Source organism: Yersinia ruckeri ATCC 29473 (genome assembly GCF_000754815.1).
GTDB classification, from domain to species: domain Bacteria; phylum Pseudomonadota; class Gammaproteobacteria; order Enterobacterales; family Enterobacteriaceae; genus Yersinia; species Yersinia ruckeri.
Genome location: NZ_KN150747.1, coordinates 3,499,549 through 3,522,411, shown reverse-complemented (window position 1 = coordinate 3,522,411; position 22,863 = coordinate 3,499,549). Strand labels below are relative to the sequence as shown.

Below are 22,863 nucleotides of genomic sequence, written 5' to 3'. Positions count from 1 at the left end.
ACAAACGGGTAATGGTAAGGAGTTTATAGTGAAAAAGTGGTTGTGTGCCGCAGGTCTTGGTTTAGCATTGGCTGCTTCAGCCAGCGTTCAAGCCGCTGACAAGATTGCTATTGTGAATGTTTCCAGCATTTTCCAACAATTACCTGCGCGTGAAACCGTGGCTAAGCAGCTGGAGAATGAATTCAAAGGCCGAGCAACCGAACTGCAAGGAATGGAACGCGATCTGCAAACTAAAATGCAGAAGCTTCAGCGTGACGGTTCTACCATGAAAGCCAGCGATCGTACCAAACTGGAAAGCGATGTCATGAAACAGCGTGAAACCTTCTCGCAGAAGGCTCAAGCGTTTGAGCAAGACAATCGTCGTCGTCAGATGGAAGAGCGTAACAAAATTCTGAGCCGTATTCAGGATGCTGTTAAGTCTGTTGCAAGCAAAGGCGGATATGATGTGGTTATCGATGCGAATGCAGTTGCATACGCAGACTCATCTAAAGACATCACTGCTGAAGTGCTGAAACAGGTTAAATAACAACATGCGTTCAATTCGACTAGCTGATTTAGCCCAGCAGTTGGATGCACAAGTGTACGGTGATGGCGATATCGTCATCACCGGCATAGCTTCAATGCATTCTGCCCAGCCTAAGCAAATCACATTTTTGTCTAACAGCCGCTATCGGGAACAACTTGCGACTTGCCAGGCTAGTGCCGTGGTATTGACCGAGGAAGACCGACCTTACTGTAAAGTAGCAGCGTTGGTCGTTAAGAATCCGTATCTGACTTATGCTCGCATGGCTCAGATTATGGATACGACGCCACAACCGGCTCAGGATATTGCACCCAGTGCAGTGATTTCTCCTGAAGCAACCTTGGGCAGTCAGGTTTCAATTGGCGCTAATGCGGTTATTGAGTCCGGTGTTGTTCTCGGTGATAACGTTGTTATCGGTGCGGGATGCTTTATTGGTAAAAATGCGCGTCTAGGTGCCGGTAGCCGTTTGTGGGCCAATGTCTCCGTTTATCATGAAGTTGAAATTGGGCAGTATTGCCTGATTCAATCCGGTACGGTCATTGGTGCAGATGGCTTTGGTTATGCGAATGATCGAGGTAATTGGATCAAAATCCCGCAGCTTGGTACCGTTATAATTGGTGACCGTGTGGAGATTGGTGCCTGTACCACCATTGACCGTGGTGCGTTGGATAACACGGTTATTGGCAATGGTGTCATCATCGATAACCAATGTCAGATTGCGCATAACGTTACTATTGGCGACAATACCGCAGTTGCGGGCGGTGTGGTCATGGCTGGTAGCCTTAAAATTGGGCGTTACTGCCAGATTGGCGGTGCCAGTGTGATCAATGGTCACATGGAGATAACTGATAAGGTTGTGGTAACCGGGATGGGAATGGTGATGCGTCCAATCACTGAACCTGGGGTATACTCTTCCGGAATTCCGTTACAGCCGAATAAAGTGTGGCGCAAAACCGCAGCATTGGTGATGAATATCGATGAAATTAATAAGCGTTTGAAAGCTGTTGAGCGCAAATTCGATAAAGAATAGTTGCCACTGCACGATGCTCTGAGTCAATAAACAAAACCTATTGGCGCTACCGCCCAAAGCGTACAGAGTTCCTAATTTGCGGCCTGCATGATGATCTCCTTTTGGGGTCAAAGCAGGCCGTGTCGTTGATAGCATTAATTTTTTAGACAGGAAGAGTATTTTGACTACTGACACTCATACTCTGCATATTGAAGAGATTTTGGATCTACTCCCGCACCGTTTTCCTTTTTTGCTGGTAGATCGCGTCCTCGATTTTGAGGAAGGGAAATTTCTGCGTGCAGTGAAGAACGTCTCTTTCAACGAGCCTTTCTTCCAAGGTCATTTCCCGGGCAAGCCAATCTTCCCAGGCGTATTGATTCTGGAAGCCATGGCGCAGGCTACGGGTATTCTGGCATTTAAAAGCCGGGGTAAACTTGAACCAGGCGAACTTTACTACTTTGCCGGTATTGATGACGCTCGTTTTAAACGTCCGGTCGTTCCTGGCGATCAGATGATTATGGAAGTTGAATTCGTCAAAGAACGTCGTGGCTTAACACGCTTTACTGGTGTTGCTAAAGTTGATGGTGAAATTGTTTGTACGGCAACGATGATGTGTGCTCGAAGCAAACCAGCAACACCAGCCGTATCCGCATCCAAGGAGTCTTGATACGTGATTGACAAAACCGCCTTTATCCATCCAAGTGCCATTATTGAAGAAGGTGCTGTTATTGGTGCCAATGTACATATTGGTCCATTTTGCTACGTTGGTTCCCAAGTGGAGATCGGCGAGGGCACGGTACTGAAATCCCATATAGTCGTCAATGGTGTCACTAAAATTGGCCGCGATAATGAGATATACCAGTTTGCCTCCATTGGTGAAGCGAACCAGGATCTGAAGTATGCGGGCGAGCCTACACGGGTGGAAATTGGCGATCGTAACCGTATCCGTGAGAGTGTGACTATCCACCGTGGTACTGTTCAAGGTACTGGGCTGACAAAAGTGGGTAGCGATAATCTACTGATGATTAATGCTCATATTGCTCATGATTGTATTATTGGCGACCGCTGTATCTTTGCCAACAATGCGACCTTGGGCGGCCACGTTGAAGTGGATGATTATGCCATTATTGGCGGAATGACAGCAATTCATCAATTTTGCGTGATCGGTGCGCATGTGATGGTTGGCGGTTGTTCCGGGGTTGCGCAGGACGTACCTCCTTTTGTCATCGCGCAAGGAAACCATGCGACACCGTTCGGTATTAATATCGAAGGGTTAAAACGCCGTGGTTTTGATAAAGAATCTCTGCATGCGATCCGCAATGCCTACAAGCTGTTGTATCGCAGTGGTCGAACCTTGGATGAAGTGAAGCCTGAAATTGCCGAAATAGCCGAGCAGCATCCGGCGGTTAAGCCATTCAGCGATTTCTTCGCTCGTTCAACCCGCGGCATTATCCGTTAATTTATGCAAAAACGTGTAATGATCGCAGATCGTCCATTGACTATCGGATTAGTTGCCGGAGAAACCTCCGGCGATATTTTAGGTGCCGGGTTAATTCGGGCACTTAAAGAACAGGTACCTAACGCTCGCTTTGTCGGTGTGGCTGGACCATTGATGCAAGCCGAAGGTTGCGAAGCCTGGTATGAAATGGAAGAGTTGGCAGTGATGGGCATTGTCGAGGTTCTTGAGCGGCTGCCACGTTTACTCAAAATTCGTAAAGACCTCACGCGCCGCTTTAGCGAGCTGTCTCCTGATGTGTTTGTGGGCATCGATGCCCCAGACTTTAACCTCACGCTTGAGGGGCGCTTAAAACAGAACGGAATTCGCACTATTCATTACGTCAGCCCCTCTGTTTGGGCCTGGCGTCAAAAGCGTGTTTTCAAAATCGGCAAAGCTACCGATATGGTATTGGCTTTTCTGCCTTTCGAAAAAGCGTTTTACGATCGTTTCAATGTACCCTGCCGTTTTATTGGCCATACCATGGCCGATGCAATGCCATTGGTTGCCGATCGCGCCGCTGCTCGTGCTGAATTGGGTATTCCACTTGATGCTCATTGCCTGGCTCTGTTGCCGGGAAGTCGCCATTCTGAAGTCGAAATGTTGAGCGCTGATTTCTTGCGTACTGCCGAGATTTTGCGACAAAAATTCCCTGATTTAGAAGTGTTGGTGCCGTTGGTCAATAGCCAACGGCGGGAGCAGTTCGAACGCATCAAAATGGAAGTTGCACCGGATTTACCCGTGCATTTACTCAATGGGCAAGCCCGTGCTGCAATGGTCGCTAGCGATGCGACGTTGCTGGCATCGGGTACTGCGGCGTTGGAGTGCATGTTGGCTCGCTCGCCGATGGTCGTGGGTTACCGCATGAAGCCCTTCACCTTCTGGTTGGCCGAGCGTCTGGTAAAAACACCTTATGTTTCTTTGCCTAATCTGCTGGCGGGAGAAGAACTGGTCACTGAATTATTGCAGCAAGAATGCCAACCGCAAAAATTGGCTGACGCATTATTGCCATTGTTGCAGGGTGGTGCAGCAGTTGAGGCCTTAAAAGAACGCTTCCAGATTTTACATCAGAGCATCCGCTGTGGTGCGGATCAGCAAGCGGCACAGGCCGTATTGGAGTTGGCAGGACAATGACTGATATCTTTATTTACCCACAGGCAAATTTGATTGCTGGCGTGGATGAAGTGGGCCGTGGCCCGTTGGTCGGGGCGGTTGTCACTGCGGCGGTAATTCTTGATCCCAAACGACCGATAGTCGGTTTGGCAGATTCGAAAAAACTGAGCGAAAAGCGCCGTTTATCTCTTTACGATGAGATTATCGAGAAAGCATTATCATGGAGTCTTGGTCGTGCAGAACCGGCAGAAATTGATGAACTGAATATCTTGCATGCCACCATGCTGGCAATGCAAAGAGCCGTCGCCGGGCTGCATATTGCACCGGATTACGTATTAATCGACGGTAATCGCTGCCCAGCCTTGCCAATGCCATCTTTAGCCGTGGTCAAAGGAGATAGCCGGGTTGCCGAAATCAGCGCGGCGTCTATTGTGGCGAAAGTCACCCGTGATAGAGAAATGGCTGAGCTGGATAGCTATTTCCCCGGTTATGGTTTCGCACAACACAAAGGCTACCCGACAGCACTCCATCTGGAGCGGCTGGCTGCACTGGGTGCAACTGAACATCATCGTCGCAGCTTTTCACCGGTCAAAAACGTGTTAGGGCTGATATAAGCCGGTATTGCTGCTAGACACACTTAGCTATGATGCCCTCGGACGCCCTGTCCTGTGGGCGTGATTCAATCCACTAATTTCTGGTATCTGGATATGGCCGAACCTCGTTTTGTCCACCTGCGTGTTCACAGCGATTACTCCATGATCGATGGATTAGCCAAGATTGGACCCTTGGTGAAAAGGGCTGCTGCTTTAGGTATGCCAGCTTTGGCCGTGACTGACTTTACTAACCTGTGCGGTTTAGTGAAGTTTTACGGTAGTGCCCATGGCGCAGGAATCAAACCAATCATCGGCGCTGATTTCTGTGTGCAAAGCGATATGCTGGGCGATGAGCTGGCACAATTGACAGTTCTGGCTAAAAATAATCAAGGCTATCAAAATCTTACCCTACTTATTTCTGAAGCGTACCAGCGTGGCTATGGCCCCGCCGGGCCCACTATCGATCGTGATTGGCTGATAAAGCACCGCGAAGGGCTGATCTTGCTATCCGGTGGTCGGATGGGGGACGTGGGCAAGTTCTTGGTACGTGGTAATCAGTCTCAGGTTGATCAGTGCCTTGATTTTTATCAAGAATATTTCCCTGATAGCTATTATCTGGAATTAATCCGTACCGGACGACCGGATGAAGAAAATTACCTGCATGCTGCGGTGGCGCTGGCTACCGCGCGCAGTTTGCCCGTTGTTGCGACCAATGATGTTCGTTTTATTGATGAATCTGATTTTGATGCCCATGAAATTCGCGTAGCGATTCATGATGGCTTCACGCTGGTTGATCCCAAGCGACCGAAGAATTACAGCCCTCAGCAGTTTATGCGCGACGAAGAGCAGATGTGTGAACTGTTTGCGGATATCCCCGAGGCGCTGATTAACAGCGTAGAAATCGCCAAACGCTGTAACGTCACTATCCGTCTGGGTGAATACTTTCTGCCTCAATTCCCTACCGGTGATATGAGCACGGAAGATTTTCTGGTGGAGAAATCCAGACAGGGCCTGGAAGAGCGATTGGAATTTTTATTCCCCGACCCAGAAGTCAGGGCGCAAAAACGGCCTGAATATGATGAACGTCTGGATATTGAACTTAAAGTTATCAACCAGATGGGCTTCCCCGGTTACTTCCTGATCGTGATGGAATTTATCCAGTGGTCAAAAGATAATGGCGTTCCTGTTGGGCCAGGACGTGGTTCGGGCGCCGGTTCTCTCGTGGCTTATGCCCTGAAGATTACCGATCTTGATCCCTTGGAGTTTGACCTGCTTTTCGAACGTTTCCTGAACCCGGAACGTGTATCCATGCCCGATTTCGACGTCGATTTCTGTATGGAAAAGCGCGATCTGGTGATTGAGCACGTTGCGGAAATGTACGGTCGAGATGCCGTTTCACAAATTATTACCTTCGGTACGATGGCGGCCAAAGCGGTTATCCGCGATGTGGGACGAGTGCTCGGTCATCCGTATGGCTTTGTGGATCGTATTTCCAAATTGGTTCCGCCTGAACCGGGCATGACGTTGGAAAAAGCCTTTGAGGCTGAGCCGCAATTAGCTGAAATTTACGAAGCTGACGAAGAAGTCAGAGCCTTGATCGATATGGCGCGTAAACTGGAAGGCGTCACCCGTAACGCCGGTAAACATGCCGGTGGGGTGGTTATTGCCCCGACTAAAATTACTGATTTTGCCCCGCTATATTGTGATGCCGAAGGGAAGAACCCGGTTACTCAGTTCGATAAAAATGATGTGGAATATGCCGGTCTGGTGAAGTTTGACTTCCTTGGCTTGCGCACTCTGACCATCATTAACTGGGCGCTGGAGATGATCAATGCCCGCCGTGCCAAAACCGGGCTGGAACCTATTGATATCGCCTCTATTCCGCTGGAGGACAAAAAAAGCTTCGATATGCTGCAACGCTCGGAAACGACGGCAGTATTTCAGCTTGAATCCCGCGGGATGAAAGATTTGATCAAACGTTTGAAGCCTGACTGCTTCGAAGACATGATCGCACTGGTGGCTCTGTTTCGTCCTGGGCCGCTGCAATCTGGCATGGTAGACAACTTTATTGACCGTAAGCACGGTCGCGAAGCGTTATCCTATCCGGATATCCAATGGCAGCATGAATCTCTTAAACCGGTTCTGGAACCCACCTATGGCATTATCCTGTACCAGGAGCAGGTTATGCAGATTGCCCAGGTACTATCAGGCTACTCGCTTGGTGGGGCGGATATGCTACGCCGTGCAATGGGTAAGAAAAATCCGGCCGAGATGGCTAAACAACGTTCGGTATTTGAAGATGGTGCGAAAAGTCAGGGTATCGACGGCGAACTGGCGATTAAAATCTTCGATCTGGTAGAAAAATTTGCAGGTTACGGTTTTAACAAATCCCACTCAGCGGCCTATGCCTTGGTTTCCTATCAGACGCTATGGCTGAAGGCTCATTATCCCGCTGAATTTATGGCGGCTGTCATGACAGCCGATATGGATAATACCGAGAAAGTCGTCGGTCTGGTGGATGAGTGCTGGCGCATGGGGTTGAAAATCCTGCCGCCAGATATTAACAGTGGTCTTTATCATTTCCATGTAAATGATGAAGGTGAGATCGTTTACGGTATCGGTGCCATTAAAGGTGTGGGCGAAGGCCCAATCGAAGCGATGCTGGAAGCCCGTAACGAAGGTGGCTACTTTAAAGATCTGTTTGACCTGTGCGCGCGGGTGGACACCAAGAAACTGAACCGGCGGATTCTGGAAAAACTGGTCATGTCTGGTGCTTTCGACCGGCTTGGACCACACCGAGCCGCGTTGATGAGTTCACTCGGAGAAGCGCTGAAAGCGGCTGACCAACATGCCAAAGCCGAAGCTATCGGTCAGGCGGATATGTTTGGCGTATTGGCTGATGCGCCGGAACAGGTCGAGCAGTCTTATGCCAATGTCCCGCATTGGCAGGAACAGGTGGTCCTAGACGGTGAACGGGAGACGCTGGGGCTGTATTTGACCGGTCACCCAATTACGCAGTATCTGAAGGAAATCGAACGCTATACTGGTGGATTGCGTTTGAAAGATATGCACCCGACGGATCGGGGCAAAATGACGACGGCGGTAGGGCTGGTCACTGCTGCGCGTGTTATGGTGACGAAACGCGGAAATCGCATCGGGATTTGTACCCTGGATGACCGTTCTGGACGACTTGAAGTGATGTTGTTCACGGATGCGTTGGAAAAATATCAGCATTTATTGGAAAAAGACCGTATCCTGATAGCCAGTGGACAGGTCAGCTTTGATGACTTTAGCGGTGGGCTTAAAATGACCGCCCGCGAATTAATGGATATCAGTGAAGCTCGTGAAAAATATGCCCGTGGGCTTGCTATCTCGCTGACTGACAGGCAAATTGATGACCAGCTTTTGAACCGTCTCCGCCAATCGTTGGAACCCCATCGTTCGGGGACGATCCCAGTCCATCTTTATTACCAACGGGAAGATGCGCGTGCCAGGCTGCGGTTTGGTGCCACATGGCGTGTGACACCAACAGATCGCTTATTGATTGATTTGCGGACGTTGGTGGGTAATGAGCAGGTGGAACTGGAATTTGACTAAAATAGGAATGCTATGAGTCTGAATTTTCTTGATTTTGAACAGCCGATTGCAGAGCTGGAAGCGAAAATTGACTCGCTGACTGCAGTCAGCCGTCAAGACGAAAAATTAGATATTAATCTGGATGAAGAGGTCCAGCGTCTGCGTGAGAAAAGTGTTGAGCTGACGCGGAAGATTTTTTCGGACCTCGGGGCCTGGCAGATCGCACAATTAGCGCGCCATCCACGACGCCCTTATTCTCTGGATTATATCGCTAATATCTTTACGGATTTCGAAGAGCTGGCGGGTGACCGTGCTTACGCTGATGATAAAGCTATCGTCGGTGGGATTGCTCGTCTGGAAGGTCGTCCGGTGATGATCATTGGTCATCAGAAAGGCCGCGAAACCAAAGAAAAGATTCGTCGTAACTTTGGTATGCCAGCACCGGAAGGTTACCGTAAAGCGCTGCGGTTGATGGAAATGGCTGAGCGCTTTAAGCTGCCGATCATTACTTTCATCGATACTCCAGGTGCTTATCCTGGCGTTGGTGCAGAAGAGCGAGGCCAATCTGAAGCCATCGCTCGTAATTTGCGTGAAATGTCTCGCTTGAATGTTCCAATCATCTGTACCGTTATCGGTGAGGGTGGTTCTGGTGGCGCATTGGCCATTGGTGTGGGCGATAAAGTGAATATGCTGCAATACAGTACCTATTCGGTTATTTCTCCGGAAGGTTGTGCATCAATTCTGTGGAAAAGTGCAGATAAAGCGCCGTTGGCTGCTGAAGCTATGGGCATTACTGCGCCGCGCCTGAAAGAACTCAAAATGATCGATTCTGTGATCCCTGAGCCATTAGGCGGTGCGCATCGTAATTATCAAGCCATTGCTGCTTCACTGAAAGCGCAGTTGCTGGCCGATCTTAGCGATCTGGACGTATTGAACAACGAAGAGTTGTTGAATCGTCGTTATCAGCGCTTGATGAATTACGGCTACTGCTGATTTAATCTTTCAGTTAAAAACCCGGAGTCAAAATTTGGCTCCGGGTTTTTTATTGGCAAATACGAACGATTTGATCAGAGACTATTGGGTAACCACTTTGAATTTGTATCGCCAATAATAATGCTGGAAATGGTGTTAACGTATTCTTTGTTCTGATCTACATCCACATTTACCCTGACTGTTTCCCGCAGTATGTAAGCTGTTTTTGCCAGATTGCAGATCATGGGGGTGTTACTGAAATGCCAGACCCTATTTTCTCTTGGCACGGTTTTTTCGCTAAATGAAATTCGACATCCTTGATCAGACATACGAATAGCTGCGACGGTTCCGTCTATTACATAACTACTACCGGGAGTATTATCGGCAAAGACGGCTGGAGTTAATAATATTAAAATGGAAAAGATCATTGGTTTATTCAAAGAAACCTCCATGTATAAAGTTCATTATGATGAATTTATATTTTATTTAAAATTATTATCTAATGCTGCTACTAGTCTGTTGATTAAATAGAAGTGCCGGCCTTTCCTAAATTGACAGATATTATTTTTCACCTGCCTTTTCTTGGCCGATTCACTGTTGGGTGTTATACAAATAAACGAAGTAGGTAATTGATGTTGTGTGTCAATTTGTATTACATTACGATAGCCGCGGGGATCACCAATATTCGTATAAAACTCTACGGTACTGATATCATGATCGTTCGCTACGTTATAACCTGAGTTTGGTTGCCAGCGATTAGCCCAAAATGTATGTGAAACTAACTGGTCGGATTGATAATAACGTTGCAGCATTTCTCCGGTTAGTTCGATAAAAGAGATAATACGATCTGTCGCGATGCCTTCAAGCGCAACCCATTCTTCCATTGCGCCATAAGTTTGTAATATAGCTGATAATCCTAATCGTCGTGGTGAATTTTCTACACTATTATCTCTGGCATGAGCAATGGAGCCTTCGACGTTATAGAAATTTAACCCGGGTCTTATTGCGTAGATAAAAATACGAAAGTCATCATCAAAAGGTTCCTCGCTATTGGCTCTGGCAAGTGATGCCGCATGTTCAACGCTTTGGCTTAATGAAGAGCTAGTAGAGACAAAAGCGCTGGTGTAATCATCCACAGATTCGCCGTCAAAATGATGAATCAGATCATAGTCAACACGCTGATTTTCCCAAGGTCGCATTCCGTTGACCGCATATATCTCTGCTAAGTTTCTGGTATCTGCTCGATATACGATGTTAACGGGGTGAATAGCGTAGCTGGGCGGAATATAAAAAAATAAGAAAACGATAAGAAATGATAGATTAAATAATAGAGAGAAGAAATTCTCCTGCATAACACCTCCTTTATAAATTTAAATAAAATACTATAACTTTATAAAAAAATATTAAAAATAAAAATAAAGATAGAGGTGTGAGAAAAGTTAACGTTATATTTTTTTATTAATGTTATTGTCTTTGTTTTTTTGGGTATGTTGCATTGAAGTTTAGGTGATGGGGGCGAATGAGTTTTGTTAGTTTTGTTTTTTATTTGGCTAGATATGAACTCTCTCAATATCATTGTCTAATTAGGTGTTTAGTGATATTTTTTCATATTATTATAAGCGAATAGCCAATCATGTGAGGTTTGAGGAGATGCAGCAGAATATTATCACGATTATTAGCTAAATAGGGATACTATAAGAATTAACTGAACCCTGAACTTCACAACACGCGGCGACAATGAGTTTACTCTGCCGAACGATGGAGTTTAAGCGAGCTTTTGATCTGAATTTGCACATCAAGAATAGGTTGTCGGAGATGAAACTGGCGCCTTACGATATGTTTTGGCCGCAGATTCGCGGTATTATAGAAAAATGTCAGATGGCGGACCTGGTTGGCAAAGTGGTCGCCAATATCCGCTGAGGTCGCGATATTTAAGCGGATTGATATCATATGGAGTAAAGGATGTTAGGCATTCGTCAGATTCACCACATTGCGATAATTGGCTCAAATTATCAGGCCAGTAAAGACTTTTACTGTGATGTATTGGGTTTTACTTTGCTGAGTGAGGTTTATCGTCAGGAGCGTGATTCCTGGAAAGCCGATCTGGCACTGAATGGCCATTATACGATTGAGTTATTTTCTTTCCCTGAACCGGCACCTCGCCCGAGTCGCCCAGAAGCCTGTGGTTTACGGCATTTGGCTTTTCAGGTCGATGATATTGAATTAAGCATTCAACAGCTTAAATCAGCAGGCGTAACCTGCGAACCTCTTCGCCTTGATCCCTATACCCACTCACGTTTTACTTTCTTCCAAGATCCGGATGGATTGCCTTTGGAATTGTATGAAATCAAATCGAAACAGTGACATATTGATGAACCATGATCCGCATCCGATCATAAAACATATAGCCAGTCAGTTGCAGGGCGCTCGTCACCTGCTGGTTGGTTTTAGCGGCGGGGTGGATTCTAGCGTGTTACTCCACGCGCTGATGATGTTACGCGACAGGCTGCTACCCGATCTGGTTATTCGGGCAATTTATGTGCATCACGGTCTGAACCCATTGGCGGATTCTTGGGGCGAGCATTGTCAACATCAGTGTCAGCGTTGGAATATTGCATTGGAGATGGTGCGAGTCCAGATTGACCCTAGCGACACTGGCATTGAGGCTGCGGCACGAACGGCGCGCTATCAGGCATTCAAAACCAGGCTGGCCAGCGATGAAGTTCTGCTGACAGCTCAACATCTCGACGATCAGTGCGAAACCTTTCTGTTAGCCTTAAAACGCGGTAGCGGCCCTGCGGGGCTATCTGCAATGGCGGCATTGATGCCTTTTGCCCATAGCTATATTATCCGTCCGCTGCTGGCTCTTTCTCGTCAGGAATTAGAGCGTTACGCGGATGACTACCAACTAACCTGGATCGAGGATGACAGTAATCAAGACGATCGCTTTGATCGCAATTTCTTGCGTCTGAAAGTCCTGCCAACTTTGTCCGAGCGTTGGCCACATTTTAGTCGCGCTACGGCGCGCAGTGCCGAACTGTGTGCCGAGCAGGAACAATTGCTGGATGAGCTGCTGGCTGAGCCACTACAGCAGTTGCAGCAACCCGATGGTTCGTTGTCCATTAGCGGGCTGAAAGCAATGTCAGATATCAAGCGCGCAGCTTTGTTGCGACGCTGGCTTGCCGGGCAAGGTGTCATGATGCCGTCGAGAGAGCAATTACAACGATTATGGGATGAGATTGCGCTAGCACGGCTCGATGCAGAACCGATTCTACAACTGTCAAATCATCAGATTCGACGCTTTCGCCAGCATCTTTATCTGTTGCCGATAAGGGAAGCAATTTTTCCAACCGTGGTGTCTTGGTCAGTCCCGAGTCCGCTGGTGTTACCTGCCGGTATGGGCACCTTGATATTATCCGATAAGAACGGGCAAAAAATTAGAACGCCAGCCGCTGAAGAGGTCGTCAGTATCCGTTTTGGCTTGCAAGGCGAAATTAAAATAGTGGGGCGTCTACATTCTCGTCGTGCCAAAAAGTTATGGCAAGAACTAGGGATACCTCCGTGGGAACGGGAACGTATTCCGCTCCTGTATTTTGGTGAGCAGTTGATCGCGGCTATTGGCATTTTTGTTACGACGCAGGGCGCAGCAGAAGAAAACCGACCTTATTGGCGAGTACAGTGGCTGAAAACCGGCGATACGGACAGTAAAGAATAATAAAGAGTGATATTGAGGAGTGGTGATGAGATCAGTACTTTTGGTGGCAATGATGTTGAGTTTGAGTAGTTTTTCTGCGCTAGCAAAAAGCGATATCGCAGCAGGCAAAGCCAAATCGGCAACCTGTATTGCTTGTCATGGCATGAACGGTAAAGTATCTGTTCCCATGTATCCTAATCTCGCTGGGCAAAATGCGCTTTATCTGGAGCAATCCTTAAAGGCTTATAAAACCGGTGGGCGTTCCGGTGGTCAGGCCGAAGTCATGCGCGCCTATGTATCAGGTTTGACCGAGGAGGATATGTCCGATTTGGCCGCTTATTATGCCAGTTTGAAACCTTAGCTTTGTCGGGAGCCAATAAAAATGGGCCGTTTTTTAAATTGCGGCCCTTTTTTATGCTGGAAATGTCAAGATGCACTCACGACGACAGTTCCGATTTCTGGATGGCTGAAGCTGGCAATATGATCCAGACGTAACTCGCGTATTTTCCCTGATTCTTCGATAATCAGATACTCAACGTGTTTTCTTAACAGCAGGTCACTGGCCTTACCTTCTACGATCTCGCCGCCTCTCAACTTCAACGTCAGTACCAGGTGATGCTGGCAGGCGAGTTCCAGATTATCGTAATCATCGCAATTGATGGGTTGATACTCTTCACTCATCGACATAATCGCTCACCAATAAGTTAGCGGCGGCATAAGCCGCCTGTTCCCTAACGGAGGACGGTAGCGCATTGTTTGCCGCAACTTCGTCCAATGCTTTCAATACACAGCCCAGCGCATCAGGCACATAACCAAGATCGCCACTGCCAATCTCGGCATAAAAACGACGTACTAATTCACAGTATTGTTGCACGGTAATCCTCCTGGAAAAGTTTAACCCGGTGGATTTTCAATGGTAAACCACATCATAAATTCACAAAGATAAACTCTGAACTTATAAGGACTATAGCACAGGAGTTAGGGAGATATTAGCGTTCGGCGCAAGGTTTATTCGCGGAGCGAAAGGCACTAATGATCGGTTTTCTCATGGGTTAACTGAGCGCATTAATCGCCGATCAAGTACACTGTCCCCCTTAAAACCAAGAGGTCACCATGGCACTAAAAGCAACCATTCACAAAGCCACCGTTAATATTGCTGATATGGATCGCAATGTCTTTCAGGATACCAGCCTGACGGTTGCTCAACATCCGTCTGAAACTGACCAGCGCATGATGTTGCGCCTACTGGCGTGGATTTGTCATGCAGACGACCGTTTATTCTTTACTAAAGGGTTAAGTGCCGATGATGAGCCGGAAATCTGGCAGCATAACGACCATAATGGTATTGAGCTTTGGGTCGAGCTAGGTTTACCGGATGAAAAGCGGTTACGCAAAGCCTGTAATCAATCACAGCAGGTTGTGTTGTATGCCTATGGCGAACGTGCGGCAAAAGTATGGTGGCCGCAGGTGAAAGAGAAGCTGTCCGGCCACGCCAATCTGCGGGTGCGTTTTCTGGAGGATGAGCAAATGGCCAAACTGGCAGCACTGTCTACACGCAATATGACGTTGCAGGCTACGCTGCAAGAGGGAACTATTTGGCTTTCCGACGCTCAGAATAATCTGGAAATTACTTTTTCCGAGTGGCAGGACAACGGGCAATAGCAGTGTTAAATATTTCCAACAACCTAATGCTGGCTGACAGTGAGATTGAGTTGACGGCCATCCGCGCTCAGGGTGCGGGCGGTCAACATGTTAACAAATCCTCAACGGCGATACATTTGCGCTTTGACATCAAGGCCTCCAGCCTGCCAGAGTACTATAAGCTACGTTTATTGGCATTGAATCATCATTTGGTGACGGCGGACGGTATTGTGATCATCAAAGCACAGGAATACCGTAGTCAGGATATGAATCGGGAGGCCGCGCTAGCCCGCTTGGTTGCGTTGATCAGACAGGCAATGGTAGTTGAAAAGACCCGACGGCCAACCAAACCGACCAAAGGCTCTAAAATTCGTCGGGTTGAGGGCAAAGTTCGCAAGGGCGCAACTAAGGCACTGCGCGGTAAAATACATCAGGATTGATGCCTGCGAGGGGTGTGGGTCCATAGGATTGGTACGCAGTAGGAGATAAACTGTGAGTAAACTCAGTATTACGTTGTTATTGGCGGTTAGCGCGTTGTCGCTGCTTGGGTGTAATCATCGTTATCAGCCCACGGAACAGACTTTACAACCGATGTTGCAAAGCTATCAGGGTGTATTGCCTTGTGCCGATTGCAGTGCGTTGGATACCTCTTTATTTTTAGATGATGATGGCACTTTTGTATTGCAGGAAACCTATCGCGATACCAAAGATGGCGATCAAGTCTTTTCAGAGCAGGGAACCTGGGCGCGAACCGCCGATAAACTAGTGCTGACCAATGCTAAGGGGGAAAAGCGTTACTTCCATCCGGTTGGTAAGGATCTGGAAATGCTCGATCAAACTGGCCAGCCGATTCAGTCGTCACTCAATTATCGGTTAACGGCAAGCGAAGCGTTGCCAACGACGTCGATACCATTGCGTGGCATGTATGTTTATATGGCTGACGCGGCGCGGTTTACCGATTGTACGACAGGTCAAAGCTATGCCGTAAACAATAATATCGAGCTGGAAAAAGGTTACCTGAGTGTGCGGAGAAAAGCGGGCGAACCGGTATTTCTGATGCTAAACGGACATTTCGGCATGCGTCCTTCTATGGAAGAGGGACGATGGGATAAATCAATGATTCCAGACGGTGATATTCAGTTTGTTGCGGGTAAAACCTGTGATAGCAAAGAGTAGCGAGGAAATTATCGCTGATTTGCAGTGAGTCGATGATTGAGAACGATGCAATAAAAAGCCCTATTTTAAATAGGGCTTTTTTGTCGCTGACTTTAGCGAATTAGCCTTTGATCTGACTCAGCAGGAATTCAATGATTTCGCTGGTTTTGATCATTTGCTTTTCACCGGTTCGGCGATTTTTGTATTCGACTTCTTCGCTATCCAGATTGCGATCACCAATAACGATGTTATGTGGTACACCAATCAGTTCCATATCGGCAAACATGACGCCTGGACGTTCTTTACGGTCATCCAGAATCACCTCAATGCCTTTAGTTCGCAGGGTGGCATACAGTTCTTCCGCCAGTTCTTTTACGCGGAATGACTTGTGCATATTCATTGGCAGAATAGCCACCTGGAAGGGTGCGATAGCGTCTGGCCAGATAATTCCACGGTCATCATGATTTTGTTCAATCGCTGCTGCTACCACACGGGAAACCCCGATACCGTAACAACCCATGGCCATCACCTGATTACGGCCATCTTCGCCCTGAACCGTTGCTTTCATCGCTTCGGAGTACTTGGTGCCTAACTGGAAGATATGACCGACTTCGATGCCACGTTTGATCAGCAGCGTACCTTTGCCGTCAGGGCTAATATCACCCTCAACGACATTCCGCAGGTCGGCAACCGGTGGCAGCGGTAAATCGCGCTCCCAGTTAATACCGAAGTAATGTTTACCATCAATATTGGCACCGGCACCAAAATCACTCATGACAGCTACGCTGCGATCAACCACAACAGGCATCGGCAGGTTGACTGGGCCAAGAGAACCTGGACCTGCACCGACGATAGCGCGAATTTCCTCTTCGGTAGCGAAAGTCAGAGGTTTGGCTACCTGTGGTAGTTTCTCCGCCTTGATTTCATTCAGTTCGTGATCGCCACGTACCAGCAAGGCAACCAATTTATGGCCACTTTCTTCGTGAGCGTGAACCATCAGCGTTTTGACGGTTTTCTCGATAGGCATCTGGAACTGCTCAACCAATTCTGCGATGGTTTTAGCATTTGGCGTATCGATAATACGCAACGCTTCTGTTGCTGCGGCGCGTGGTTCGGTAGGCGCCATGGCTTCGGCAAATTCAATATTAGCCGCGTAGTCAGAACCCGTTGAGAACACGATATCGTCTTCACCGCTGTCAGCCAGAACCTGGAACTCATGTGAAGCATCGCCACCGATAGAACCGGTATCAGCCAGCACAGGACGGAAATCCAGCCCCATACGACTGAAGATACGGTTGTACGCTTCATACATCGCATCGTAGGTTTCTTGCAGAGATTCCTGAGTAGTATGGAAAGAATAAGCATCTTTCATCAAAAACTCACGGGCACGCATCACACCAAAGCGCGGACGCACTTCGTCACGAAATTTGGTTTGAATCTGGAAGAAATTCAGCGGCAACTGTTTGTAAGAGTTGATTTCGCCACGAACCAGATCGGTAATCACTTCTTCGTGAGTCGGGCCGAGAACAAAAGGACGTTCGCCACGATCAACAAAACGCAGCAGTTCTGGGCCATATTGCTCCCAGCGACCACTTTCCTGCCATAAGTCTGCCGGCTGAACCACTGGCATCGACACTTCAATAGCACCCGCGTTGTTCATCTCTTCACGAACGATATTTTCAACTTTTTTCAGAACGCGAATACCGGTGGGCAACCAAGTATAAAGACCAGAGGCCAGTTTACGAACCATGCCGGCACGCAGCATCAGTTGATGGCTAATGACTTCCGCGTCGGCAGGCGTCTCTTTCAGAGTGGAGAGCAGATATTGGCTAGTGCGCATGATGTTTTGGTTCCATTAGAACTGCAAATTGCAACAGGCTGCCGTGTAGTCAGGCAGTCAAAAACAATAAAAGTAGTTTAGTTTACCAGTGAGAACCGGTTGTCAAAAGAGAACAGCATGAAATTTAGCGTGGTTCGAGGGATAACACTTCGGTTTGTTGCCCAATAACTCGCCAACGAACGTTAAATTCCAATAATAATACGGCATATTCGCGCGACTCTTCATCATTTTTGCGGTAAGCCGGGCGAGGATCTTGCGCCAGAACCTGCTGGATAAAACGCTGTAAATTCGGGTAGCGGGTCTGATGCTCAATCAATTGCTGCTGAGCATAAGCTGAAAAAGAGACGGGCATATCAGCATCCGGTGCCGATTGAGCAAAACCGGCTCGGGCTTGCGGCTGACTTTCGGCGAACGGCAAATAGGGCTTGATATCGATAACTGGCGTGCCATCAACCAGATCCAGGCTACCGAGTTCGAGGATGACGTCAGAACCTTTGGTGCGAACGCCTTTTAACTCAATCAGCGACATGCCGATAGGGTTGGGGCGAAACGTCGAACGAGTGGCAAATACGCCCATGCGGGCATTACCGCCAAGTCTTGGCGGACGCACCGTTGGCCGCCAGCCGCCATCCATGGTCTGGTGAAAAACAAACATGATCCACAGATGGCTGAAATCGGTTAATCCGCGAACCGCTTCTGGCTGATTATAAGGCGCGAGAAGCTGTAGCTCGCCGCCGCCATCTTCAATCAGCCCAGGCTGCCGGGGAACCGCAAACTTCTCTTTATAAGGTGAGCGGATAACACCGATCTGCTCAAAGGTAAATGTGGTCATTTTGACGATACGTTTAGCGCGGAACCTTGGCAGATAGCTTGTTGGTAACAACCTGGAACGCCGCTGAGAATCTGGCACTCATGGAGTAATACCGCATTCGCTTTCATATAAGAGGCTTTGATTTGCATTCTCTTGCGTGCAGTTGCGATATTCGGTGGTGAATCTTGGGCGCTGGTCTGGCAGGATTCACCTGACACTTCACCTAAATCACGGAAAGGTTTGCCGACCAATTCTTCAGCCGTTTTGTACAGTTTGACCGGAGCAGGGCGCGGTGCCGAAGCTTGAGTATTTTTTATTGTTGGCTGTGGTTTGTTGGGCAACATTCTTTCGTTGGTGGATGAACCGTTTTGCAACATAGAACATCCCGTTAGCGAAAGAGCTAACAAACAAAGAGGTAACGCACGCATAGAAATTCCTTTGCTTTATATTTAAGTTGCGCTATTGAAGCAATCTATCTCACAAATAACAAGACGGGCCGAAGCCCGTCTTGCAGATATAGTGACTAAAATAGGTAATAAAAAATTACCAACCTTTCACTGCACCGCCATTGAAGGCTTTATTCGCCGCTTCGTTAACTTCGTCAGACTGGTATGCCTGCACGAATTTCTTCACATTTTCCGCATCTTTATTGTCTTCACGCGCCACGATCAGATTAACGTAAGGTGAATCCTTGCCTTCAACAAATAAACCGTCTTTGGCCGGAGTTAAACCAATCTGGCTGGCATAAGTGGTGTTGATGACCGCCAGTGCGATTTGTTGATCGTCCAGTGAACGTGGCAACTGAGGTGCTTCCAGCTCAACCAACTTCAGGTTTTTCGGATTGCCGGTTACATCCAGCACGGTTGGCAGCAAGCCAACGCCATCTTTCAGAGTGATCAGACCTTGCTGCTGTAACAGCAACAATGAGCGACCAAGGTTCGTTGGATCGTTGGGCAGAGCAACCTGAGAACCCGGTTGCAGTTCATCCAATGATTTGATCTTCTTGGAATAGCCAGCAATTGGATAAACAAACGAGTTACCGACAGACACCAGTTTATAGCCACGGTCTTTGATTTGCTGATCCAGATAAGGTTTATGCTGGAAGGCGTTAAGGTCGATATCACCTTTACTCAGCGCTTCGTTTGGCAATACGTAATCGTTGAACGTAACCAGCTCAACGTTTAAGCCATATTTCTCTTTTGCAACTTTTTGAGCCACTTCGGCCACTTGTTGCTCGGTGCCCACAATTACACCAACTTTAATGTGGTTTGGATCTTTTTCTTCCTGGCCACAACCGGTCAGAACCAGAGTACCAATCAGCGCGCCGACTGCCGCGATGGATTTCAATTTAAAAGACATATCCTTTCCTCTATAGACATTCATTTTAATATGCGCTGTTGTGAGCGCTATCGCAGGCTGATTATTACTTATGAGTCACGGTTCTAACGATCCGATCACCACAGAACTGAATCAGATACACCAAAATAACTAACAACACTAATACAGTATTCATAACGGTTGCGTTATAGCCAATGTAACCGTACTGGTAACCAATTTGACCTAAACCACCGGCTCCCACCGCACCACCCATGGCAGAATAACCAACCAGAGTAATCAGCGTGATGGTTGCAGCGTTAACCAGACCAGGCAAAGCTTCTGGCAGTAATACTTTTTTGATGATCTGGAATGGCGTAGCACCCATGGCTCGAGCGGCTTCCACCAGGCCAGAAGGAATCTCCAGCAAAGCATTTTCAACCATCCGCGCAATAAAGGGCGCAGCACCGACGGTTAGCGGCACAATAGCGGCCTGTAAACCAATAGATGTACCCACGATCATGCGGGTAAATGGAATCATCCAAACCAGTAAAATAATAAAAGGAATAGAACGGAAGATATTAACCAGTGCCGACAAGCAATTGTACAGCTTATTATTGGCGCTGATTTGACCCGGACGCGTAATGTATAGCAGTACGCCAATCGGTAACCCAATCACGAAACCGAAGAAACCGGAAACGAAGGTCATCATAATAGTTTCCCAGATGCCCCGGCCCATTAACCACATCATTGCCTCAGACATAACCCAGAACCTCTACTTTTACATGATGATCCTGCAGGAACTTAATGGCAGATAATGCATTTTCATTATCGCCGTGCAATTCCGCCAACATAACGCCGAATTTAACGCCACCGGCATAATCCATTTGTGAACTAAGAATCCCAATATCAATATTGAAGCGACGTACAGCCTGTGAAATCAGCGGCGCATCGACCGATTGACCCGTGAACTCCAGTTTCAAAAGTGGTACGCGATCGGATGTCGGTTCCGCAGTCATGCGCTGGGCGTAGTCTTCTGGGATATCCAGATGCAGAGTCGATTGAATAAACTGTTGCGCCAACGGTGTCTTTGGATGAGAGAACACTTCGCTTACGCTATCTTTTTCAATCAATTGACCTTCGCTGATCACGGCAACCTGATCGCAAATGCGCTTTACCACATCCATCTCATGAGTAATCAACAAAATGGTCAAACCTAAACGACGGTTAATATCTTTCAGCAATTCCAGAATCGAGCGAGTGGTTGCCGGATCCAGTGCGCTGGTAGCTTCATCACAGAGTAACACTTTGGGGTTGCTGGCCAGCGCCCGGGCGATTGCTACACGTTGTTTCTGTCCACCGGACAGATTTGCCGGATAGGCATCTTGCTTGTCAGTCAACCCAACCAGATCCAATAATTCGAGCACTCTCTTCTTTATCTCTGCTCGTGACATATTATCCAGCTCTAAAGGCAGGGCGATATTACCGTAAACAGTACGGGAAGAGAGCAGATTGAAGTGCTGAAAAATCATACCGATCTGACGGCGTGCACGAGTCAGTTGGCTTTCTGATAATAATGTCAGATCCTGACCGTCAACCAGAACCTGACCACTGGTTGGGCGTTCTAACATGTTGGCGCAACGAATCAGGGTGCTTTTACCTGCGCCTGATGCGCCGATAACGCCATAAATCTGCCCAGCAGGAACGTGGAGAGTCACGTCAGATAAGGCGGTAATAACACGCGTACCTTGCTGAAACACTTTGCTGATATTCGAGAGTTTAATCATATTATTCTTATTTTATCGTCAGTTTCCGTGGCTAGATAAAAAGTAAACTTTAGTGAAACCAAAGCATGTATCGGATGTTAAGGCGTCTAGACGTCCAAGTCAACTGGGAAGGTTATTTCTCTTCGTTCTCAATGATGGGTGAAACATGCAATACTAACGTGGTTAACAGTCCTCAGGAGCAGATAAGTGACACAGCCAGTTCCCGCAATATTTTTAGATCGTGACGGTACCCTTAATATCGACCACGGTTATGTCCACGAAATAGATAACTTTCAGTTTATAGACGGCGTGATTGACGCCTGCCGCGAATTAAAGGAAATGGGATTTGCTTTGGTGCTGGTGACGAACCAGTCTGGCATTGCTCGTGGCAAATTCACCGAAGCACAGTTTATTAGCCTGACGGAGTGGATGGATTGGTCGTTAGCCGATCGTGGTGTTGATTTGGACGGTATCTATTTTTGCCCCCATCACCCGGAAGGTAGCGTTGAGGCGTTCCGCCAAATCTGCGAATGCCGCAAGCCATTACCGGGTATGCTAATAGAAGCACAGCAAGAATTGAACATTGATATGGCTGCTTCTTATATGGTCGGTGACAAAATAGAAGATATGCAGGCTGCTCTGGCTGCCAATGTGGGTACCAAGGTATTGGTCAGAAGCGGTAAACCGGTAACGGAAGAAGGTGAAGCTGCGGCGGATATCGTCCTGAATAGCCTTGTAGAGCTACCCAAAACCATCAAAATGCGGATTAAATAAACGTAAAGCGTAAATAATCAGCAAACAGAATAAAGTTTACGATAAACCCTTGCCATTCTGAAGCAGCTCCCTATAATGCGCATCCATCGACACGGCGCTGTGAGCAACTTCACAGAGTGGCCGGGGAGAGCAGAGAAAATTAACGAATTAAGTTGTTGACTCTGTAGCGGGAAAGCGTAATGTGCACCTCCCGCGTTACCGTAAGATTCGCCGCAAGCGAACAGGTAACGAACGCTCTTTAACAATTTATCAGACAATCTGTGTGGGCACTCGCAAGACGATATCTAGCCTGTTTCGGCAGGCAGAAGAAATATCAAAGTCTTGAAGAGTGACCAAAGCAGTACACATTTGAACTTCGGTTCGAATGCATATTTGCAGAAAGTAATCTTTGAGCATCGCTACCCTTGGGTAGCAAATCAAACAAATCTTAAATTGAAGAGTTTGATCATGGCTCAGATTGAACGCTGGCGGCAGGCCTAACACATGCAAGTCGAGCGGCAGCGGAAAGTAGCTTGCTACTTTGCCGGCGAGCGGCGGACGGGTGAGTAATGTCTGGGGATCTGCCTGATGGAGGGGGATAACTACTG

Annotated in this window: 26 protein-coding genes; 15 read left to right on the top strand and 11 right to left on the bottom strand. The window is 47.7% G+C overall.

The genetic code is table 11. The annotated features are described in order from the left end of the window. Positions 1–28 precede the first annotated feature (28 nt). The 8 genes from skp to accA all read left to right on the top strand — a co-directional run bounded on the left by skp (position 29) and on the right by accA (position 9,302). Positions 29–526, top strand: a complete 498-nt coding sequence (skp, locus tag DJ39_RS15875) for a molecular chaperone Skp (RefSeq protein ID WP_038245168.1) — start codon at positions 29–31, stop codon at positions 524–526. A 4-nt stretch (positions 527–530) separates the two neighbouring features. After that, the gene (lpxD, locus tag DJ39_RS15870; protein WP_004719655.1) at positions 531–1,553 is read left to right on the top strand and encodes a UDP-3-O-(3-hydroxymyristoyl)glucosamine N-acyltransferase; all 1,023 of its coding nucleotides are present in this window, start codon (positions 531–533) and stop codon (positions 1,551–1,553) included. A 160-nt stretch (positions 1,554–1,713) separates the two neighbouring features. Beyond that, positions 1,714–2,199 carry a 3-hydroxyacyl-ACP dehydratase FabZ gene (gene fabZ / locus DJ39_RS15865; RefSeq protein WP_004719653.1) on the top strand — a complete coding sequence of 162 codons (486 nt, stop codon included), beginning with the start codon at positions 1,714–1,716 and terminating at the stop codon, positions 2,197–2,199. Positions 2,200–2,202: 3 nt separating this feature from the next. Beyond that, positions 2,203–2,991: an acyl-ACP--UDP-N-acetylglucosamine O-acyltransferase gene (lpxA, locus tag DJ39_RS15860; RefSeq protein WP_004719650.1), complete on the top strand. Its 789-nt coding sequence runs from the start codon at positions 2,203–2,205 to the stop codon at positions 2,989–2,991. 3 nt (positions 2,992–2,994) lie between these two features. After that, the gene (gene lpxB, locus DJ39_RS15855; protein ID WP_004719648.1) at positions 2,995–4,161 is read left to right on the top strand and encodes a lipid-A-disaccharide synthase; all 1,167 of its coding nucleotides are present in this window, start codon (positions 2,995–2,997) and stop codon (positions 4,159–4,161) included. Continuing rightward, positions 4,158–4,754 carry a ribonuclease HII gene (gene rnhB, locus DJ39_RS15850; RefSeq protein WP_038251561.1) on the top strand — a complete coding sequence of 199 codons (597 nt, stop codon included), beginning with the start codon at positions 4,158–4,160 and terminating at the stop codon, positions 4,752–4,754. The genes lpxB and rnhB overlap by 4 nt, the downstream gene beginning before the upstream one ends. A 93-nt stretch (positions 4,755–4,847) precedes the next feature. Beyond that, the gene (dnaE, locus tag DJ39_RS15845; RefSeq protein WP_038251560.1) at positions 4,848–8,330 is read left to right on the top strand and encodes a DNA polymerase III subunit alpha; all 3,483 of its coding nucleotides are present in this window, start codon (positions 4,848–4,850) and stop codon (positions 8,328–8,330) included. A 12-nt stretch (positions 8,331–8,342) separates the two neighbouring features. Continuing rightward, positions 8,343–9,302, top strand: coding sequence for an acetyl-CoA carboxylase carboxyl transferase subunit alpha (gene accA, locus DJ39_RS15840; protein ID WP_004719642.1), 960 nt, complete (start codon positions 8,343–8,345; stop codon positions 9,300–9,302). Positions 9,303–9,376: 74 nt separating this feature from the next. Here accA and DJ39_RS15835 read toward each other — a convergent pair whose 3' ends face one another. Further along, on the bottom strand, positions 9,377–9,721 hold the full coding sequence (locus DJ39_RS15835) for a hypothetical protein (protein ID WP_131474311.1): 345 nt from the start codon (positions 9,719–9,721) through the stop codon (positions 9,377–9,379). Positions 9,722–9,763: 42 nt separating this feature from the next. Continuing rightward, positions 9,764–10,633, bottom strand: a complete 870-nt coding sequence (locus DJ39_RS15830; RefSeq protein WP_004719640.1) for a hydrolase or acyltransferase (alpha/beta hydrolase superfamily) — start codon at positions 10,631–10,633, stop codon at positions 9,764–9,766. Positions 10,634–11,243: 610 nt separating this feature from the next. On the opposite strand from DJ39_RS15830, the gene DJ39_RS15825 reads away from it, so the two are divergent. Genes DJ39_RS15825 through DJ39_RS15815 form a run of 3 tightly spaced genes read left to right on the top strand, consistent with a single transcriptional unit; the run spans position 11,244 to position 13,336 of the window. Then, complete coding sequence (locus DJ39_RS15825) at positions 11,244–11,645, top strand: VOC family protein (RefSeq protein ID WP_004719636.1); 402 nt, start codon at positions 11,244–11,246, stop codon at positions 11,643–11,645. A 7-nt stretch (positions 11,646–11,652) separates the two neighbouring features. After that, entirely contained in the window at positions 11,653–12,996 is a 1,344-nt protein-coding gene (gene tilS / locus DJ39_RS15820) for a tRNA lysidine(34) synthetase TilS (RefSeq protein ID WP_004719634.1), read from the top strand. Positions 12,997–13,021: 25 nt separating this feature from the next. After that, the gene (locus DJ39_RS15815) at positions 13,022–13,336 is read left to right on the top strand and encodes a c-type cytochrome (RefSeq protein ID WP_256466109.1); all 315 of its coding nucleotides are present in this window, start codon (positions 13,022–13,024) and stop codon (positions 13,334–13,336) included. A gap of 65 nt (positions 13,337–13,401) precedes the next feature. On the opposite strand, the gene rof is transcribed toward DJ39_RS15815, so the two are convergent. Beyond that, positions 13,402–13,662, bottom strand: coding sequence for a Rho-binding antiterminator (gene rof, locus DJ39_RS15810; RefSeq protein WP_038245151.1), 261 nt, complete (start codon positions 13,660–13,662; stop codon positions 13,402–13,404). Continuing rightward, positions 13,649–13,849 (bottom strand): YaeP family protein, encoded by a 201-nt coding sequence (locus DJ39_RS15805; RefSeq protein ID WP_004719628.1) that lies wholly within the window; start codon positions 13,847–13,849, stop codon positions 13,649–13,651. The genes rof and DJ39_RS15805 overlap by 14 nt, the downstream gene beginning before the upstream one ends. A 239-nt stretch (positions 13,850–14,088) precedes the next feature. Between DJ39_RS15805 and DJ39_RS15800 the strand changes: the two genes are divergently transcribed. From DJ39_RS15800 to nlpE, 3 genes are read left to right on the top strand one after another with little or no spacing between them, the layout of a single operon-like run. After that, positions 14,089–14,637: a YaeQ family protein gene (locus DJ39_RS15800; protein WP_004719626.1), complete on the top strand. Its 549-nt coding sequence runs from the start codon at positions 14,089–14,091 to the stop codon at positions 14,635–14,637. 2 nt (positions 14,638–14,639) lie between these two features. Then, the gene (gene arfB / locus DJ39_RS15795; protein WP_004719623.1) at positions 14,640–15,056 is read left to right on the top strand and encodes an alternative ribosome rescue aminoacyl-tRNA hydrolase ArfB; all 417 of its coding nucleotides are present in this window, start codon (positions 14,640–14,642) and stop codon (positions 15,054–15,056) included. Between the two features lie 52 nt (positions 15,057–15,108). Next, on the top strand, positions 15,109–15,792 hold the full coding sequence (gene nlpE / locus DJ39_RS15790; protein ID WP_004719621.1) for an envelope stress response activation lipoprotein NlpE: 684 nt from the start codon (positions 15,109–15,111) through the stop codon (positions 15,790–15,792). A 100-nt stretch (positions 15,793–15,892) separates the two neighbouring features. Here nlpE and proS read toward each other — a convergent pair whose 3' ends face one another. From proS to metN, 6 genes are all read right to left on the bottom strand, one after another. Next, on the bottom strand, positions 15,893–17,611 hold the full coding sequence (gene proS / locus DJ39_RS15785; protein ID WP_004719620.1) for a proline--tRNA ligase: 1,719 nt from the start codon (positions 17,609–17,611) through the stop codon (positions 15,893–15,895). A 124-nt stretch (positions 17,612–17,735) separates the two neighbouring features. Next, on the bottom strand, positions 17,736–18,443 hold the full coding sequence (gene tsaA / locus DJ39_RS15780; RefSeq protein WP_004719618.1) for a tRNA (N6-threonylcarbamoyladenosine(37)-N6)-methyltransferase TrmO: 708 nt from the start codon (positions 18,441–18,443) through the stop codon (positions 17,736–17,738). Beyond that, on the bottom strand, positions 18,440–18,850 hold the full coding sequence (rcsF, locus tag DJ39_RS15775; RefSeq protein WP_038245146.1) for an Rcs stress response system protein RcsF: 411 nt from the start codon (positions 18,848–18,850) through the stop codon (positions 18,440–18,442). The genes tsaA and rcsF overlap by 4 nt, the downstream gene beginning before the upstream one ends. Positions 18,851–18,965: 115 nt before the next feature. Next, entirely contained in the window at positions 18,966–19,781 is an 816-nt protein-coding gene (locus tag DJ39_RS15770) for a MetQ/NlpA family lipoprotein (protein ID WP_004719617.1), read from the bottom strand. Between the two features lie 64 nt (positions 19,782–19,845). After that, positions 19,846–20,499: a methionine ABC transporter permease MetI gene (locus DJ39_RS15765; RefSeq protein WP_038245144.1), complete on the bottom strand. Its 654-nt coding sequence runs from the start codon at positions 20,497–20,499 to the stop codon at positions 19,846–19,848. Further along, the gene (gene metN, locus DJ39_RS15760; protein WP_004719614.1) at positions 20,492–21,523 is read right to left on the bottom strand and encodes a methionine ABC transporter ATP-binding protein MetN; all 1,032 of its coding nucleotides are present in this window, start codon (positions 21,521–21,523) and stop codon (positions 20,492–20,494) included. The genes DJ39_RS15765 and metN overlap by 8 nt, the downstream gene beginning before the upstream one ends. 186 nt (positions 21,524–21,709) lie before the next feature. Between metN and gmhB the strand changes: the two genes are divergently transcribed. Further along, positions 21,710–22,276, top strand: a complete 567-nt coding sequence (gene gmhB, locus DJ39_RS15755; RefSeq protein ID WP_004719612.1) for a D-glycero-beta-D-manno-heptose 1,7-bisphosphate 7-phosphatase — start codon at positions 21,710–21,712, stop codon at positions 22,274–22,276. Between the two features lie 249 nt (positions 22,277–22,525). Here gmhB and DJ39_RS18180 read toward each other — a convergent pair. Further along, positions 22,526–22,863, bottom strand: a 338-nt coding sequence (locus tag DJ39_RS18180; protein WP_211248562.1) for a hypothetical protein, incomplete at its 5' end; no start/stop codon positions are given.